The 18,003-nt window shown below is 62.7% G+C and carries 12 protein-coding genes; 7 read left to right on the forward strand and 5 right to left on the reverse strand.

What is annotated here, in order from left to right; translation table 11 throughout:
* Position 1: 1 nt before the first annotated feature.
* Positions 2-328 (reverse strand): hypothetical protein, encoded by a 327-nt coding sequence (locus CLM72_RS03145; protein WP_034126424.1) that lies wholly within the window; start codon positions 326-328, stop codon positions 2-4.
* Between the two features lie 100 nt (positions 329-428).
* Positions 429-1,775, reverse strand: coding sequence for an MATE family efflux transporter (locus tag CLM72_RS03150; protein WP_105225604.1), 1,347 nt, complete (start codon positions 1,773-1,775; stop codon positions 429-431).
* Between the two features lie 299 nt (positions 1,776-2,074).
* On the opposite strand from CLM72_RS03150, the gene CLM72_RS03155 reads away from it, so the two are divergent.
* Positions 2,075-6,970 (forward strand): alpha-2-macroglobulin, encoded by a 4,896-nt coding sequence (locus CLM72_RS03155; RefSeq protein WP_105225605.1) that lies wholly within the window; start codon positions 2,075-2,077, stop codon positions 6,968-6,970.
* Between the two features lie 58 nt (positions 6,971-7,028).
* Here CLM72_RS03155 and CLM72_RS03160 read toward each other — a convergent pair whose 3' ends face one another.
* A complete protein-coding gene (locus tag CLM72_RS03160) occupies positions 7,029-7,322 on the reverse strand; it encodes a hypothetical protein (RefSeq protein WP_003188208.1) in 294 nt (97 codons plus the stop codon).
* A gap of 223 nt (positions 7,323-7,545) precedes the next feature.
* Between CLM72_RS03160 and pbpC the strand changes: the two genes are divergently transcribed.
* The 6 genes from pbpC to CLM72_RS03190 all read left to right on the forward strand — a co-directional run bounded on the left by pbpC (position 7,546) and on the right by CLM72_RS03190 (position 14,408).
* Entirely contained in the window at positions 7,546-9,858 is a 2,313-nt protein-coding gene (gene pbpC / locus CLM72_RS03165; protein ID WP_371920467.1) for a peptidoglycan glycosyltransferase PbpC, read from the forward strand.
* A 60-nt stretch (positions 9,859-9,918) separates the two neighbouring features.
* A complete protein-coding gene (locus CLM72_RS03170; protein WP_003188211.1) occupies positions 9,919-10,227 on the forward strand; it encodes a MazG-like family protein in 309 nt (102 codons plus the stop codon).
* The gene (locus tag CLM72_RS03175; RefSeq protein ID WP_105225607.1) at positions 10,220-10,969 is read left to right on the forward strand and encodes a methyltransferase; all 750 of its coding nucleotides are present in this window, start codon (positions 10,220-10,222) and stop codon (positions 10,967-10,969) included. The genes CLM72_RS03170 and CLM72_RS03175 overlap by 8 nt, the downstream gene beginning before the upstream one ends.
* Positions 10,970-10,992: 23 nt before the next feature.
* Positions 10,993-11,595, forward strand: a complete 603-nt coding sequence (locus tag CLM72_RS03180) for a DUF4136 domain-containing protein (protein ID WP_078467818.1) — start codon at positions 10,993-10,995, stop codon at positions 11,593-11,595.
* 43 nt (positions 11,596-11,638) lie between these two features.
* On the forward strand, positions 11,639-12,196 hold the full coding sequence (locus tag CLM72_RS03185; RefSeq protein WP_034126431.1) for a DUF4136 domain-containing protein: 558 nt from the start codon (positions 11,639-11,641) through the stop codon (positions 12,194-12,196).
* A gap of 268 nt (positions 12,197-12,464) precedes the next feature.
* On the forward strand, positions 12,465-14,408 hold the full coding sequence (locus CLM72_RS03190; protein ID WP_105225608.1) for a pilus assembly protein TadG-related protein: 1,944 nt from the start codon (positions 12,465-12,467) through the stop codon (positions 14,406-14,408).
* A gap of 383 nt (positions 14,409-14,791) precedes the next feature.
* On the opposite strand, the gene CLM72_RS03195 is transcribed toward CLM72_RS03190, so the two are convergent.
* Positions 14,792-17,542 (reverse strand): PAS domain-containing sensor histidine kinase, encoded by a 2,751-nt coding sequence (locus CLM72_RS03195; RefSeq protein ID WP_105225609.1) that lies wholly within the window; start codon positions 17,540-17,542, stop codon positions 14,792-14,794.
* Complete coding sequence (locus CLM72_RS03200; RefSeq protein ID WP_105225610.1) at positions 17,539-17,982, reverse strand: TadE/TadG family type IV pilus assembly protein; 444 nt, start codon at positions 17,980-17,982, stop codon at positions 17,539-17,541. Before CLM72_RS03200 ends, CLM72_RS03195 begins: the two co-directional genes overlap by 4 nt.
* Between the last annotated feature and the right edge of the window lie 21 nt (positions 17,983-18,003).

An 18,003-nucleotide genomic window follows, 5' to 3' on the forward strand; every position in this document is an offset into this window, starting at 1 on the left:
GTCACCTTACGAGCAAGCATTGCGTCACTGGGCATTTGCTCTCTGAGTGAGCGTTGAGGGCTATCTGCGTTATTGTGCCCTGACTGTTGAGGCGCGACAGGAGCACCTCTTTTCCATCGATTGTCAGGTCCTTTGATTCGCCTTTGGTGATTCTGTGCTGTTCAGTCCCATGTATCACCACGAGTGTGTACTCACCGGCCATTTGGTTCTCCACCCGCAGTGTCCCGGCCGGCTGCGCTGTTGAGTTCGATGGCGCCGTGCAGCCTGCGGTAGTCAGCGTGGCGATTACCCAAAGGGTGACGATGCCTGTTTGTCGTTTGATATTCATAGCGATTTTCCTTGGCGTAAGCAGGGGAGGTTGCCCACCGCTATTCAACGCTTGAAAAATCGGCTTGTAACCTGTCAGAAGTAACAGGTAGGGGCTCGTGTCAGCGGGTATCGCTCAGCCAGCGATTCTGCGTGCTCAACCACCAGGCAATCGCCCCCAGGATCAAGCTGCGTACCGCCATGAACAGCAAAAAAGTTATCCACAGGCCGTGGTTGCCCAGCCCCTGCAAGGCCCAGGCAATCGGCAGTACCAGCAGCACCGTCAGCAACATCCCATCGCGCATTTCCCGCGCCCGCGTTGCACCGATAAACAGCCCATCGAGCAAATAGCTCCACACCGCAATCAACGGCAATACCGCGAGGTAGGGCAGGTAGATATCGGCGGTTTCGCGCACGCTGGGGATATCGGTTTGCATGGCGATGAACAGATGGCCGCCGAGGGTGAACAGCAGGGCGAAACCCACGCTGGCGATCAGCGACCAACCACAGGCAACCACCAATGACCGCCGTAACGCTTGCCGGTCACGTGCGCCGATGGCGTGGCCGCACAGAGCCTCGACCGCGTGAGCCAGGCCATCCAGGGCATGTGCCGTCAGTAACAGCCCATTGAGCAGCAAGGCATTGGCTGCAACTGTGGCATCTCCCAGCCTTGCGCCTTGCACCGTGATCATGAAAAACACCGACTGCAACGCCAGGCTGCGGATAAAAATGTCGCGGTTGACCGCCAGCAACGGGCGCCAGCTTTGCCACAGTTTCAAGGCGGCCCAAGCGATATGCCCAGGATAGGCACGCAGGGCTTTTTGCGTAAGCGCCAGGCCGAGCAGGGTGCCGGTCCACTCTGCGATCACCGAGGCTCGGGCGGAGCCGACCACGCCCCAGTCCAGCCCGAGGACGAACCATAGGTTAAGCGCGATGTTGACCAGGTTGGTGGTCAGCAAAATCGCCAATGGCGCTCGTGCATTCTGGGTGCCGAGGAACCAGCCGACCAGTGCATAACTGGCGAGAGCGGCGGGCAGGCCGAACAGGCGCGTGTGGAAAAACTCGCGGGTCAGTTGGTTCAGTTCGGGCGAGGGCTGCATCCATTCCAGGGCCAGATGGCTCAGGGGAATGCCCACGGTACCCAGTAACATCGCCAGCCCCAGCGCCAACAGCAAGCCTTGCAACAGGATTTGCCGCAGCGCTGCACCATCGTTGCGCCCGGCGGCCTGGGCGGCGAACCCGGTGGAGCCCATGCGCAGGAAACCCATGGCCCAGGCGAGGAAGGTATACAGGCTGGCGCCGACAGCCACGGCACCCAGTTGGTGGGCGTGGGGCAGGTGACCGATGACCATGCTGTCCACCAGAGCCACCAAGGGCACCGAGATATTCGACAGGATCATCGGCGCGGCCAGGGCCCAGACGCGGCGATGGGTGGGGCGGTGGCGCCAGTCGGTCAGCAGGGCGGTCATGAAGGCTCCTTGGTGGAGCGGCATTGTAACCGTCAACCCGCCACACAGCAGAACCAATGTGGGAGCTGGCTTGCCTGCGATAGCAGTGGGTCAGCCAGTGAAGGTATCGGCTGAAAGACCGCTATCGCAGGCAAGCCAGCTCCCACTGTTTGATCTCCAGTGGCTGTGGGATTTGGCTTGGCTTCATGCCCACCTAGAACCAACCGCCCCTCCGTCGGTCAATGTGACCGGCGCCGCAGCAGCTTGGTCGGCGCTGATATATAGTTCACCCCTCGGTTCCCTCTGACTATGAGTGCCCCATGCTTAACAAAGGACTGTTCCTGGCCTGCGCGCTGGCCCTGCTGAGCGCTTGCGATTCTTCCGATAAACCCGCTGCACCGCCTGCGCCCACCGTGGCGGCAGCGCCGAAGCCGGTGAAAGCGGCGGTGGACGTGGCAGCGTTGAAGCAACGCTATGCCGGACGTGAGCTGAGCGTGGTGGATGTGTCCGAGGTGCAGTTGGATGGGGCCAGCACGCTGTCGGTGAGTTTTTCCATTGCGCTGGACCCCGATCAGAAATTCGCCGACAAGCTGCACCTGGTAGACAGCAAGTCCGGCAAGGTCGATGGCGCCTGGGAACTGTCCGATAACCTGATGGAATTGCGCCTGCGCCACCTTGAACCGCAGCGCAAACTGGTGCTGACCGTGGACGCCGGGGTGAAGGCGGTCAACGGCAACACCCTCGCCGCCGAATACAGCGCCCGCCTGGAAACCCGCGACCTGCAAGCCACCGTCGGCTTCGCCAGCCGTGGCACCCTGTTGCCGACGCGCCTGGCCGAGGGGCTGCCGGTGATCGCGTTGAATGTCGACAAGATCGACGTGGAATTCTTTCGGATCAAACCCGAATCCCTGCCGTCGTTCCTGGCGCAGTGGGGGCGTAATACCAGCCTGCAAAGCTATGAGTCCCGTGAACTGCTGCCAATGGCCGAACTGGTGTACGGCGGGCGTTTCGACCTGAACCCGGCGCGCAATACCCGCGAAACCCTGTTGCTACCGATTGCCGGCCTCAAGCAGTTGCAGCAGCCGGGCGTGTACCTGGCGGTGATGCGCGCTTCGGGCACCTACAGCTATTCGCAACCGGCCACCCTGTTCACCTTGAGTGATATCGGCCTGTCGGTGCACCGCTACGCCAATCGCCTGGATGTGTTTACCCAGGCCCTGGAAGGCGGCAAGGCACTGAACGGCGTCGAACTGGAAATCCTCGATGCCGAAGGCCGCGTGCTCGGCCAGGGCAAGACCGAAGACGGTGGCCACGCCGAGTTGCCGCTGCCGAAAAAAGCCCAGGTGTTACTGGCCAAGCAGGGCGAGCAAACCAGCCTGCTGCGCCTGGACAGCGCCGCGCTGGATTTGGCGGAGTTCGATATCGGCGGGCAACCGTCCCACCCGTTGCAGTTCTTTGTGTTCGGCCCGCGTGATTTGTATCGCCCCGGCGAAACCGTGCTGCTCAACGCGCTGTTGCGTGACAAGGATGGCAAGGCGGTGAAGCCTCAGCCGGTGAGTGTCGAAGTGCGGCGCCCGGATGAACAGGTGAGTCGCAAGTTCGTGTGGGAGGCCGACGCGTCGGGCCTGTATCAATACCCGTTGCAGCTGGCTGGCGAGGCGCCGACCGGGCGCTGGCAGTTGGTGTTCGACCTCGGTGACGGCAAGCCGCAACTCTATGAATTTCTCGTCGAAGACTTCCTGCCCGAACGCCTGGCGCTGGAACTCAAGGGCAGTGACACGGCGTTGAGCCCGGCGGATAACCCGGTCATCCAGGTCAACGGTCGTTACCTCTACGGCGCGCCCGCCTCCGGTAACCGCGTCAGTGGCCAGGTGTACGTGCGGCCACTGCGTGAGGCGGTCAAATCCCTGCCGGGCTACCAGTTCGGTTCCGTCACTGAAGAAGAGCTGAGCCAGGATTTCGAACTGGACGAAAGCGTACTCGACGCCAATGGCGAGCAAGCGCTGACCCTGGAAAGCAAGTGGGCCGAGGCCAAGTCGCCGTTGCAACTGATTGTGCAAGCCAGCCTGCAGGAGTCCGGCGGTCGGCCGATCACCCGGCGCCTGGTGCAGCCGATCTGGCCGGCCGAGCAATTGCCGGGCCTGCGTGGCCTGTTTGACGGCAAGGAAACCAACGGCGATGGCCCGGTGGAATTCGAAGTGCTGGTGGCCAACCAGGACGGTCAGAAACTGGCCGCGCAAGACCTCAAGGTGCGCCTGGTGCGTGAGCGCCGCGACTACTACTGGAACTACTCGGAGAATGACGGCTGGAGCTACCACTTCAACGAGAAATTCCTCAACCTCGATGAGCAGAGCCTGAACATCAAGGCGGGCGACACCGCCAAGGTCAGCTTCCAGGTGGAGTGGGGCCCTTACCGTGTGGAGGTTGAAGACCTGCACACCGGGCTGGTCAGCAGCCTGCGTTTCTGGGCCGGCTACCAGGCCCAGGACAACACCGAAGGCGGCGCCGTGCGCCCCGACCAGGTCAAGCTGGCGTTGGACAAGCCCGCCTATGGCGATGGCGACACCGCCAACGTCACCGTCACGCCACCGGCCGCCGGTAAAGGCTACCTGTTGGTGGAGTCTGCCGAAGGGCCGCTGTGGTGGCAGGAAATCGACGTGCCGGCCGAAGGCAAAAGCTTTGCGGTGAAGCTCGACCCGAAATGGTCGCGCCACGATCTGTATGTGAGCGCCCTGGTGATTCGTCCCGGCGAGCGCAAAGCCAATATCACGCCTAAACGCGCCGTGGGCTTGCTGCACCTGCCGCTGGATCGCACCCAGCGTAAACTCGGCCTGACCCTCACTGCGCCAGAAAAAATGCGCCCCAAACAACCTCTGACGGTGAAGATCGCCGCCAGGAACGCCGATGGCAGCGTGCCCCAACAGGTGCACGTACTGCTGGCGGCGGTGGACGTGGGCATCCTCAATATCACCGAGTTCCCAACGCCCAATCCGTACGCCAGTCTGTTCGGCCGCAAAGCCTATGGCGTCGACCAATTCGACATCTACGGCCAGTTGATTGAAGCCGGCCAAGGGCGCCTGGCCAGCCTGGCATTTGGTGGCGACGCGGCGTTGGCCAAAGGCGGCAAACGCCCGGACACCAGCGTGACCATCGTCGCCCTGCAAAGCGCCCCGGTGACGCTGAACGACAAAGGCGAGGGCGAAGTCAGCGTCAATATCCCCGACTTCAATGGCGAACTTCGCCTGATGGCCCAGGCCTGGAGCGATGATCGCTACGGTATGGCCGAAGGCAAGACGGTGATCGCCGCCCCGCTGATTGCCGAGCTGTCGGCGCCGCGCTTCCTGGCAGGAGGCGACCAGACCACCTTGGCCCTGGACCTCTCAAACCTGTCGGGCAAGGCGCAGAAACTCGATGTGCAATTAACGACGCAAGGGCCGTTGGAACTGGTCAACAGCGACGCGCAATCGGTTGAACTCAAGCAAGGCCAGCGCACCACCCTGCGTATTCCGGTACAAGCCTGGGGCGGTTTCGGTCAGGGCAAGGTCAAGGTTACGGTCAATGGCCTGGACCTGCCGGGGGAAAACCTGCCGCCGTTCAGCCGCGAATGGACCTTAGGCGTGCGCCCGGCGTACCCGGCCTTGCTCAAGCATTACCGCGCCGTGATCAAGGATCAGCCGTGGAGCTTGCCGGCGGGTGCGCTGGATCAGTTCGATGCCTCGGGGCGCGAGGCGTTGTTGAGCCTGTCGAGCCGGCCGCCGTTGAACCTGGGCGCGCAGATCAGTGCGCTCAAGGCGTACCCCTATGGTTGCCTGGAACAAACCGCCAGTGGCTTGTACCCGTCGCTGTACGCCGACGACGCGCTGCTCAAGCGCCTGAGCATCAAGGGCGAGCCGGATGCCGAGCGCAAGCGCAAGATCGAGTTGGGCATCGAGCGCCTGCTGGGCATGCAGCGCTACAACGGCAGCTTTGGCCTATGGGGCGCTGACGGCGAGGAAGAGTATTGGCTGACTGCGTATGTCACCGACTTCCTGCTGCGCGCCCGCGACCAGGGTTTTGCAGTACCGCCTGAAGCCTTGAAGAAGGCCAGCGAGCGCCTGTTGCGGTATGTGCAGGAGCGTAATCTGATCGAGGTGGATTACAGCGACAACGCCGAACACACCCGGTTTGCCGTGCAGGCGTATGCTGGCATGGTGCTGGCGCGCAGTCAGCAGGCGCCGTTGGGTGCCTTGCGCAGCCTGTTCGAACGGCGCAGTGATGCGCGCTCCGGCTTGCCGTTGGTGCAGTTGGCCATCGCCCTGCAGAAAATGGGCGACCAGCCGCGTGCCGATCAAGCCTTGCTTGCCGGTTTGGCGGCGCAGCGCAGTGCCAAGGAGTGGCTGGCCGACTACGGCAGCCCGTTGCGCGATCAGGCGATGATTCTGGCGTTGCTGGAGGAAAATGACTTGGCCAAGGGCAAGCGTGAAGAGCGCCTGTTTACCTTGTCGGACCAGTTGGCGGCCAGCCCCTATCTGTCGACCCAGGAGCGCAACTCGCTGTTCCTGGCCGGGCGGCTGGGTTTCGCCCAGCCCGAATCGGCGTGGAAGGTGCTGTTGGATGGCGGCGACGGGGAGCATGAGCTCAATAACCAGCAGTCGACGCTCAACCTGGAAGGCAAGCTGCTTTCCGGCAATTTGAGCCTGACCAATCAAAGCGATGTGCCGGTCTACCAGCAACTGACAATCTCGGGTTACCCACAAGTGCCGCCTGCCCCGGGTGGCGAGAACCTGAGTATTCGCCGCGAATACCTGGGCATGAATGGCCAGCCGTTGAATTTGCGCAGCCTCAACAGCGGCGACCTGGTGCTGGTGCACCTGGCCGTCAGTGCCAAGCAACGCGTGCCGGATGCCTTGGTGGTGGACTTGCTGCCCGCCGGTCTGGAACTGGAAAACCAGAACCTGGCACAAAGCGCAGCGAGCCTGGAGAACGCCAGCAGCCAGGTGAAGGAGTGGCGCGAGTCGATGCAGAACGCATCGCTCAAGCATCAGGAGTTCAGGGACGACCGCTATGTGGCGGCGATGAATCTGGATGGCTATGGCACCACGCACTTGTTGTACCTGGCGCGTGCGGTGACACCGGGAACCTACCGCGTGCCGCCGCCGCAGGTAGAGTCGATGTATCGGCCGAACTGGCAGGCGGTGGGCGAGACGCCGGTGGATATGGTGATCAAGGGCCGCTGAAAGACACTGTAGGAGCGAGCTTGCTCGCTCCTACAGGGGGAGTCGAGTGGTTGTGATGTCAGTGTACGACCCAGCTAAGCAACCACAGCCCCAGCATCAGCCAGATGATCCCCACGATAATCGAGGCCCGCATAAAGGCGCGTACCGCCGAGTACAGGAAGAGCAACCCGACGATCAGAGTGATGATGCTGATGATCGAGGTGTCCATGCCCAAGGTGCGTGACAGGCCGTCGATAAAGTTGCCGCCGGCGTGGGTCAAGGCCCCGAACAAACCGCTGAGCCCGTCGACGATAAAACGGATGACGGAACCGAGCGCCTGGCCCAACCATTCGAAAAAGCTTTCTACCTGCATGTGCGTGTCCTGATGAGAAGGTGGGCGTAACTGTGCCTTTGGTTGTCGATAACGCAGGCGAGTTCCCTGCAAGCATAGAGGTTTGCCCGTTTGAGTTTTAGTTTAATCACCTGCGGATGTACGCGGCCCAATGTGGGAGCTGGCTTGCCTGCGATAGCGGTGGGCAGTTGTGGATAAGTTGACTGATCCTGCGCTATCGCAGGCAAGCCAGCTCCCACAGTTGCTGCGCTGGGTCTTGGGCTGTGTGGTGTTGGTGGTTGCCCTGCTATGGCTGGCCGATCGCATCTGGCCCTTGCCCCTGCCCCAGGACGACCTGGCCAGGGTGGTGCTGGCCGAAGATGGCACGCCGCTGTGGCGATTTGCCGATGCCAATGGCGTATGGCGCTACCCGGTACAAACCCGCGAAGTCTCACCCTATTACCTCGACGCGCTGCTCACCTATGAAGACCGTTGGTTCTACCAACACCCCGGCGTAAACCCGTTGGCGCTGGTGCGTGCGACCTGGCAAAACCTGAGCGGCGCGCGAGTGGTGTCCGGCGGCAGCACCTTGTCGATGCAGGTTGCGCGCCTGCTCGACCCACACTCACGCACCCTGCACGGCAAGTTACGCCAGCTGTGGCGTACCGCGCAGTTGGAGTGGCACCTGTCCAAGGACGAAATCCTCAACCTGTACCTGAATCGCGCGCCCTTCGGCGGTACGCTGCAGGGCGTGGCGGCAGCGAGTTGGGCGTACCTGGGCAAGTCGCCATCACAACTGACTCACGCCGAAGCCGCGTTGCTCGCGGTATTGCCCCAGGCGCCGAGCCGTTTGCGCCCGGACCGTCATCCGCAGCGCGCCCAGCAGGCCCGGGACAAAGTGCTGCGCCGCCTGGCCGAGTTTCAGGTATGGCCGCAATCGGCGGTGGATGAAGCCTTGGAAGAACCCCTGTTGCTCGCCCCACGCCTGGAACCGAGCCTGGCGCCCTTGCTCGCACGTCGCCTGAATCGCCCCGACAGCCCGCCACTGATTCGCACCACTCTGGATGCCACCTTGCAACGCCGTCTCGAAGACCTGCTGTTGGGCTGGCGCGCACGCCTGCCGGAGCACACCTCGGCGGCCATCCTGGTGGTGGAAGAAGAAAGCATGGCGGTGCGCGCCTACCTGGGGTCGGTGGATATCAACGACACCAAGCGCTTTGGTCATGTGGACATGATCAGCGCGCTGCGTTCGCCCGGTTCCACCTTGAAGCCTTTTCTCTACGGGATGGCGTTGGATGACGGCCTGATTCACTCCGAATCGCTGTTGCAGGACGTGCCTCGGCGCTATGGCGATTACCGCCCTGGCAACTTTTCCATGGGCTTTACCGGGGCGGTACCGGCCAGCACCGCGTTGTCCAGTTCGTTGAACCTGCCTGCGGTGCAACTGCTGGAAGCCTACGGGCCCAAGCGCTTTGCCGCACAGATGCGCATCGGTGGCATGCCCTTGGCGTTGCCGGCATTGGCCGAGCCGAACCTGGCGCTGATCCTCGGCGGTGCGGGCAGTCGTCTGGAAGAACTGGTGAGTGGCTACAGCGCCCTGGCCCGTGATGGCAAGAGCGCCAGCCTGCGGTTACAGCCGGACGATACGCTCAGGGAGCGGCCGTTGCTGTCGCCCGGCGCCGCTTGGATTGTGCGGCGCATCCTCAGCGGCCAGGCGCGGCCCGACCGTGACCCGCGTGCCGAGCTGGTCCAACGGCCGGTGCTGGCGTGGAAAACCGGCACCAGTTATGGCTTTCGCGATGCCTGGGCGATTGGCGTGGGCCCGCGTTACCTGATTGGCGTATGGATCGGCCGGCCCGATGGCACGCCGGTACCGGGGCAATTCGGCCTGGCGTCGGCAGCGCCGTTGATGTTGCAGGTGCATGACGTGCTGACCAACCGCGATAGCCAGCGCGGCATCAGTGCGCCAGTCAAACCGGTGCCTGCCAATATCGGCGTGGCAGCGATTTGTTGGCCGCTGGGCCAGCCCATGAGCCGCAGCGACCCCAATTGCCGCCGCCAGCGTTTTGCCTGGACCCTGGACAACACCACGCCGCCGACCTTGCAGGCATTGGATCAACCCTTGAGCGTGGGCTTGATGGAAAGCATCTGGGTTAACCCCAAGGGTTTGAGGGTCGATGCCCATTGCCCTGGCGCAACCCCCAAAAACATCGCGCTGTGGCCGGCGCCGCTGGAGCCCTGGTTGCCAAGGATTGAACGCCGTGAAGCACGCATTCCTGCGCCTGACCCGGATTGCCCTCCGCCGGCGCTGGCTGCGGCGTCGCCGTTGTCCATCGTGGGCGTGCGCGAGGGCGATCAATTGCGTCTGCCCGCTGCCAGTCAGCAAGCCTTGCGCCTGAAAATTTCCGCCCTGGGCGGCAGTGGCCGGCGTTGGTGGTTCCTCAATGGGGCGCCGTTGGGCGACAGCGCGAACCAGGACAGCATCAATGCCAGTTTTGAACGGCTGGGCCGCTATCAGCTCAGCGTATTGGATGAAGCCGGCCAAACCGCCAGGCTCGAGTTCAGCGTTGTCGACTGATCGTTCCCACGCGGAGCGTGGGAGTGATCGGGTAAGCTATACCCATTCAGGAGCCCCCGCATGAACCTCGAACACCTCACCGAACGCCTGCACCGCATCCGCGATACCAACGACTGGAAGCAGTTCCACAGCCCGAAAAACCTGGCCATGGCTGCCAGTGTGGAAATGGCCGAGCTGGTGGAAATCTTCCAATGGCTCACCGAAGATCAATCCCGCCAACTGCCCGCCGATAAACTTGCCCATGCGGGCCAGGAGGTCGGCGATATTGTCCTGTACCTGCTGTTGCTGTGCAGTGAACTGGGCCTGGATATGAACGAAGTGGTGCGCGCCAAACTGGCCGATAGCGAACGGCGGTTTGCCCATGAGTGATCGTCATTTCGACCAGTTGGCCACGCGCTTTGCCGAGAAGATCTACGGCGGTGCCAAGGGCGCGATTCGCCTGGCGGTGCTCCAGGCCGACCTGATGGAAGCCTTGCCGCAACGCCCGTTGCGCGTGCTGGATATCGGCGCAGGCCTTGGGCACATGTCGCTGTGGCTGGCCGAGCGCGGCCACGAGGTAACCCTGGCCGAACCCGCGGCGCCGATGCTTGAAGGTGCGCGCCAGCGCTTCGCCGACGCGGGCCAAAGCGCGACCTTTATTCATGCACCGTGGCAGGACTTGCTTGGCCAGCTCACCGAGCCTTACGATCTGGTGCTGTGTCATGCCGTGCTGGAGTGGTTGGCCGAGCCCCACGCCATCCTGCCGGTGCTGCACCAGCTGACGCTGCCGGGTGGCTGGTTGTCCCTGGCGTTCTACAACCGTGATGCGTTGATCTACCGCAACCTGCTCAAAGGCCACTTCCGCAAAATGCGCAAGAACGACATGGCCGGCGAAAAGCAGAGCCTGACGCCGCAACAACCCCTGGACCCACGGGAGTTGGCGGCGCAACTCGAAGGGCTGTGGCAGGTCGAAAGCCAAAGTGGCGTGCGGGTGTTCCACGACTATATGCCGGTGGAATTCCAGGCGCGCGCTAACCTGCAGGACTTGTTGGAGATGGAGCTCGCTCACCGTCGTCACCCAAGCTTTGCCGGGCTTGGGCGATATTTGCACTGGATCTGCCGCCCGGTTTAAGCGGCCCAGCGTGGGAGGTCGACATGCGTCGTCTCGGTTTAATCCTGTTGTCTTTAGCGCTTGGGGCGTGCTCGAGCCCCAATCCTTACGTGGCCAGTTCGGCACCGATGCCGCCGGCGCCCGCCCAGGCGGCCACTACCTTTGATGCCAGCGCCTACCCCGCGCCGGTGCGCGACTATGGCGCCTACCGCAGCTGGGGTTGGCTCAACGGTCAGTTGCCGGCGGGCACGGCCTGGGCCGATTCGGCGCAGATTGCCGAGGCTGTCAGCGGCGCCCTCGATCAGCGCGGCTTGCGCCCCTTGCATGACAAGCGTGCACCCGACCTGCTGGTGAGCGCCGATGTACGCCTGGAAAAACGCCTGCGCCAGGTCCAGGACGATTATGGTTACGGCTACGGCGGCTATAACCGCTATGGCAACGGTTACGGCATGTACAACAGCGTGCCCGTGGTGCGCACCTATGAAGTGACAGTGGCCGTGGCGCGTATCAGCCTGTTCGATGCGCGCACCCGCCAGCCGGTGTGGAGCACCAGTGCCGAAACCACCAGCCAGGGCAGCCTGAGCGAACGCGCCGATAGCTTGCGCAAGGCGATGCAGAAGGCAATGGCTGCCTATCCGCCCAGTTAGCAGCTATTCTCATTACAGGCCCACGTTGTTTTTGGAGAACACCATGCTTCGTCGCATCGCTGCGCTTGCTGTTGTCATGTTGCTGGGCGGTTGCCAGAGCAACCAGGTCAACCACGATTTCGACGCCAGCCGAGACTTCGGCGCCTACCGCAATTGGGCCTGGAAAGACCCAGCGTTGCAGTACCGTCCCGATGACCCGAGGATCAAGAGCGACCTCACCGAGCAACGCATCCGCCAGGCCGTGGGCGAACAGCTGGATCAGCGCGGTTTGCGTCCTGCGGCGGCGGGCACCAAGGCTGACCTGAATGTACAGGCCTACCTGATCGTCGAAGACCGCCAGCAGCAAGTCACCACCAACTATGGCGGTGCCTGGGGCGGCCCGTGGAATGGTTATTGGGGCGCGCCGATGTACAACGAAACCCGCAATATCACCTACAAGGTCGCGACCATCCAGATCGACCTGCTCGACGGCAAGGACGGCAAGCTGGTGTGGCGCGGCAGCGACGAACAGATGATGGCCAGCACGCCGAACCCCGAGGAACGCAACAAAGCCATCCGCAGCACCGTGACCAAGATCCTTTCCAACTACCCGCCGCGCTGATCCCCCGTACCCCCTGTGGGAGCGGACTTGCTCGCGAAAGCGGTGTGTCAGTCACTGCTTCAGTGACTGCCCTACCGGCTTTCGCAGGCAAGCCAGCTCCCACATTTGATCTTCAGTGTTTTGAGCATAGCGTTCGCTTAGCTGAGTTGTATTAGGGAGCCGACATTCAGGGCATCTCCGCCAGTTGCCAATGTGGCGAGTTGCCAGCAACCTGCCGAAGCCTTGTCTACACTCCAGTGCAACGGAGAGTTAGCGCAGGAGTGCTTCGATGTCTCCCCGATTCGGTTTCAGGCAGCGTGGTGCAATAGGCTTGATGGCGGCAGGCACTTTGGCCTTGGCCTTGGTGTTTACGTTGCTGGCGGTCGACAGCGGGCGCTTGTATTTGGAGAAGCGCAAGCTGCAATCCGTCGCCGATACCTCGGCGTTGGAGGCAGCCGGTCTCGGTGGCCAATGCGGTACCAACGCCACCGCAAACGCCTATGCCACGCAAAATGCGGCGCGCAACGGTTTTGTGGTCGGTAATGGCAGCACCCTGGCGGTGACGTGCGGCACCCTGGCGACCAATGCTCTGAACACCCGTGTGTTTACCGCGGATGCCACCAAGAGCGACGCGATCCGCGTGGTGGCCTCGCGCACCGTCCTGACCAGCATCGCCAATGGCCTGTGGAACCTGTTCAGCGGCGCGCCGATCACCCCGCAAATCAACTTGAGCGCCACCGCCGTCGCAGCGACACCGCCGCCCGTGGCACAGCTCTCGATCCGCAGCAGCCTGGCCAGCGTCGACTCAGGCAAATCCCCACTGCTCAACCTGGTCATCGGCAACCTGCTCGGCGGTAACCTTTCGCTCACGGCGGCGGGTTGGAACGGCTTGCTGCAGACCAACGTCAACCTGCTCAGCTATTTGGACCAACTGGCGATCAACCTGAACGTGAAGGCCGGTGACTACGATGCCTTGCTCAGTACCGCAGTCTCGGCTACTCAACTGATCGACGCTGCTGTGAAGGTTTTGCAGAAAAACGGTGCGGCGGTCACGGCGGTGGTCAATGACGTGATTTCGATCCAAGCCATTGCACCCAACAGCAAGCTGTTGACCGTGGGTGACCTGATCGACATCGCCACCGGCACGCCGACGGCGGCGCTGAACAGCAATGTGCAATTGTTTCAACTGTTGGAAGCGGTGGCGCAGTTGTCCAGCAGCAAGAATGCGGTGAGCGCGGCGGCGCAGGTCGCGATTCCGCTGGTGGGCAATGTGTCGATCCAGACCAAGGTCATCGAACCGCCGCAGCTGTCGGCCATTGGCAATCCGGCGTTGGCGAAGAAGGGCTTGTTGAATACCCCGCCGACCGATCAGATTTTTGTACGCACTGCGCAAGTGCGTACGTTGGTGACTGTGCAGGCGCCGATCATCCAGGCGGTCTCTGGCGTGGCGTCCATATTGACGGGCCTGGGCACGCCGGTGTCCCAGGTGGTCAAGGGCTTGTTGAACCTCAACCTGCCGGCGGTGGTTGGCGGTGTGTTGTGCCTGGTGGCCTGCAATGTGGCTGACGTGGATGTCACCACATCGCTGGCCATTTACATCGAAGCCGGTAGTGCGCAAACCCATGTCACGGATTTCAATTGCGACTCGCCGGCCTCCAAATCCTTGACGGTGGAAACCACTACGTCCCTGGCGACCCTGGCGGTCGGTACGGTGGATCCGGTGGCGGCTTTTTCTTCCTCCGCAGCAGTCGATGTGCAGCCGGTCAGGCTGATCGATTTTGGCCAGCGCTACTGTGTGGTCCTGACGCTGCTGTGCAGCCCCAACCGTACACCCAATGTGGGGGGCGGTTTGCTGTTGAAAGCCAACTCCACCATTGCTGCGCAAACCAGCACGATGGTGTTTGCGCCGGTGGCCGAGATGAATGCGCCGCCCACCTACAAGTTCGCGCCGGGCACTGCCAATATCGTCGGCAGCCTGACGGCGACCCTTAATGGCTTGCAGGTAACTTATGTACCGCCCAGCGGCAGTGTCTCCAATGGTGCGCTGGCTGGGGTCGCCGGGCTGTTGGCGACCATCACCACGGCGGTGGTGGGGCTGATCCAGAACGTGCTGTCGCCGATTCTCGACCCTATCGTCAACACCTTGCTCAGCGCCTTGGGCATCAACTTGGGCAATGCCGAAGTTGGTGCCAATCTCTCTTGCCATATGGGCCGGGCTTATCTGGTGATTTAGCCTGTTGGTCTATCTGATGCACCGCGTTCCAAATGTGGGGGGTTGCCTGGTATGGCGGCCTGACAGCCGACGCCTATCTGGCTGACACCCCGCGTTCCAAATGTGGGAGCTGGCTTGCCTGCGATAGCGGCCTGCCAGTCGACACAGTTATACCGAGTACATATCCATTCCTGCGGTAACGGCCACTTAGGGTTCCGCCCTGACGGCGGCTCACTTTGCAAAAGCCGGGATGCCGGCCCAGGCCAAAGTAAGCAAAACGCTCTTGCCCCACCACTCGGCACCTCGCCTGGGCTCGGTGTGCCCGTAATCCGCCAGCGTGGTTTGACGGGGCGCCTAAGAGCAAAAGCAGAGCAAGAGCAAGAGCGGCTCTCTTCGCGTCGTGGTTAGCTGATTGAGTTCTGCGCGATGGGTAACTCGACGCAGAATTTCGCGCCGGCCTCGCCGTTGGTGACGCTCAGGCGCCCACCCATGTTTTCCACAATCCCATAGCTCACCGAGAGCCCCAATCCGGTGCCGACGCCTATCGGCTTGGTGGTAAAGAACGGTTCGAAAATCCGCTCCAACAGGCGCGGGTCTATCCCGCCGGCGTTGTCTTCGACCCAGATACGCACATGGCGGCTGTCGTGCTCGCTGTGCAGGGCAATCCAGGGGCGCAGGGCAGGGTCTTTTTCTCGCTGGCTGAGTAATGCGTCGCGGGCATTGACCATCAGGTTGATCAGCACCTGTTCCAGCTGGTCGACATAGCCTTTGACCTGCACCGAGAAGTCCGCAGGGCTGATGCGCACGTCTACACCTTTGCCGCGCAGGCCTTCGCTGAGCAGGGACAGGGTGCCCTCCAGCGCCTGCGCCGGGTCGAATGGTTGTTGCTCGATTTCCGAGCGGCGGCCGAAGACGCGCATATGGTCGACCACCCGCGCTGCGCGTTGCACCTGGGCGTCGATGCGCAGGAGTTTTTCCGTGAGGTAGTCGATCTGCACATCGCCATTGCCCAGGCGCTTGAGCACATTGGTGATGGCCATGTGCATCACGTTCAGCGGCTGGTTGATCTCGTGGGCCAGGCCGGTGGCCATTTCGCCGAGGGTGGCCATTTTCGCGCTTTGGGTCAGTTGCTGCTGGGAGCGGCGTACTTCGGTGTTGTCGCGGCCCACGGCCTGCACTTCGATCAGGGCGCCTTGTTCATCGAAGACGCCACGGTCCGACCACACCCACCAGGCATGTTCGCGCCCCGGCAGTTGCAGGCTGATTTCCGCCGTGCTCACCGGGAATTCCGGGGTCAGTTGCTGGATGCGTTGCATAAAGGCGGCGCGCTGTTCATCCGACAGCCACTGGCCCAGGTCGATGCCTGGCAGTTGGTCGGGCCGGCATTCCAGGTAATTGGCCAGCGGCGTGTTGCCGAAGGTGAGGATCAGGTCGGGACGGTAGCGACAGATCATCGCTGGCGAGTCTTCCACCAGGATGCGGTAGCGCTCTTCACTTTGGCGCACCTGCTCGGCGGCCAGGGTCGCCTCGGTGACGTCCAGCCAAAGGCCCACGGCTTCCACCGGCAAGCCGAGGTCGTCGCGCAAAAGCTTGGCTTCGTCGAGCAGCCAGTGGTAGTTGCCTTGCTTGTCGCGCAGGCGGTAGCGGCTGCGCACGTTGCCTTCGCGCAGCAGTTGGCGGGTGCGTTCGAAGTAGCGCTCACGGTCGTCGGGGTGGATCAGCGCCGCCAGGGTGTCGTGGTTGCAATCGGCCAAGGTCCAGCCCAGCAGCGGCAACAGGCTGGCGCTGAAAAACGCTGGGTGCAGCGCGCCGTTGACGTAGCGCTGCACATAGATGACGGCCGGTGAGCTGGCGATCAGGTTGTCCAGGCGCGCATGGGCGGCGGCGGCTTGCAGTTGCTGGTTCTGGATGTCGCTGATGTCGAGCATGAAGCCGACCCAGCGCCGTTCATTGCCGGCGCCCAGCACTTGGCCTTGTATGCGGTACCACAGGGGCGACTGCTCGGACTCGGTGCGTTGCAGGCGCACGCTGGTCAGCAGTGGCTTGCCCAGGGCTTGCAGGTCTTGCAGGCGGCTGTCGAGGGCCTGACGGTCGGCGGGGTGGATGAGTTCGAGCCAGGTGCCGAGGGGTTGGCGGGTGGGGCCTTCGTCCAGGCTCAGGTTGCGCAGCAATTGTGGCGCCAGTTGGATTTCCTGGGTGGCGGGCAACAGTTCCCACCAGCCAGTGCCGAGCAGGCCTTGCAGGGCTTCTACCCGCTCCAGTTGCTGGTGGTGACGCTGTTCGCGCAGACGGCCCAGCAGCGGCGCGGCGAGTGCCGCGCACAGGTTCAGCCAGTCACGCTCGCCGGTGTGGTGTGCCTGGCCGTTATAGAAGCCACACAGCAGCCACGCGGCGGCGCCATGGCTGTCGCGGTACGGCACTAGGAAGCCGTCGGCATTGCCAAATACACTGTGCAGGCGCGGGTTGTCGCTGCGGCCCTGGGCAATGTCCAGGCTCAGTGGCGTGTTGCCGTTGATGCTGTCCAGGCTGGTGCCCAGGTGTTGCCCGGTTTGCCATAAGGCTGGGGCGTCGTGCGCGGCGTAGTGGCTGTAGATGCGCCAGCCCTGGTCATCTTCGTCGAGCAGTGCCATGGCGACGCAGGGGATGCGCCAGCGCTGGGCCACGCTGCGCAGGTGTTCGCTGAACACCTGGGGCAGGCGAGTGAGGCTGCACACGCGCAGCTGTTCGCTCATCAGGGCGGCGAGTTGGTGGTTCTGTTCGCGTTGCTGCACCCGTACTCGGTCGGCCAGCAGGTCCGTGATGTCCAGCAGGTGCAGGGTCCAACCGTCGCCCTCCGGCTCGATCCAGCCGCGGGTATGCAGGACCTGGCCGGCAGCGCCCTGGAAGTCGAGGTCCAGGCCGTGTCGTTGCCACTCTTGCGGCGTGCCCTCGACACTCAGCGCGCTGTCGGTGCACAGCAAGGTCTGCAACGGTGGGTTCGGCATGCCAGCAAGATGCTGGGCAAGCATAGGCCTCAAGGTGCCTGAGATGTTCAGCACCCGACCCAGGTTGTCCAGTTGCAGTTGCAGGCCGGGCGCGGGCGTCGTGGGTACATCCAGAGCCAGGGCGCTGGTGCGCCCGCGCAGGCGTGCGAACAATTTATCCCCCGTCGTCAAAACTGAAGGCTCGAGGTAGCAGTTAGGTTGGTGGGCAAGTTCGGTACGGTGCCCACCCCGGGCAATACCAGGGCCGGCAAGACCGCTTTGATATTGGCCGTGGGGTAGGTGATCTTCACCGTCAGCAAATTATTGGTGTAGGTAGCGGTGATATAGCCGGGCAAGAAATTCAAGGAACTGGGGATCCAGTTCAACTGGGCCTGGGTCGCATCCTTGGCGCGTTGTACAACCAGGGCCGAATAGCCTGCACCTGCAGTGATTGGGTCCACGGACACACTGCGGCGTACCCCTTCGGCCGCCGCTTGGTGAAATGACTGCATCAACAGCAGCGGCAAGCTGTAGCTGAGCATGCCGTAGAACACCGCAAAGAAAATCACGAAGACCAAGGCAAACTCGATCGCCGCAGCGCCTTTTTGCTTTCTCGGGAGGCTCGATTTCATGACTGCGTCTACCCTGAGTCG

The sequence above is a fragment of the Pseudomonas sp. MYb193 genome, from assembly GCF_002966775.1.
Classification (GTDB): domain Bacteria; phylum Pseudomonadota; class Gammaproteobacteria; order Pseudomonadales; family Pseudomonadaceae; genus Aquipseudomonas; species Aquipseudomonas paracarnis.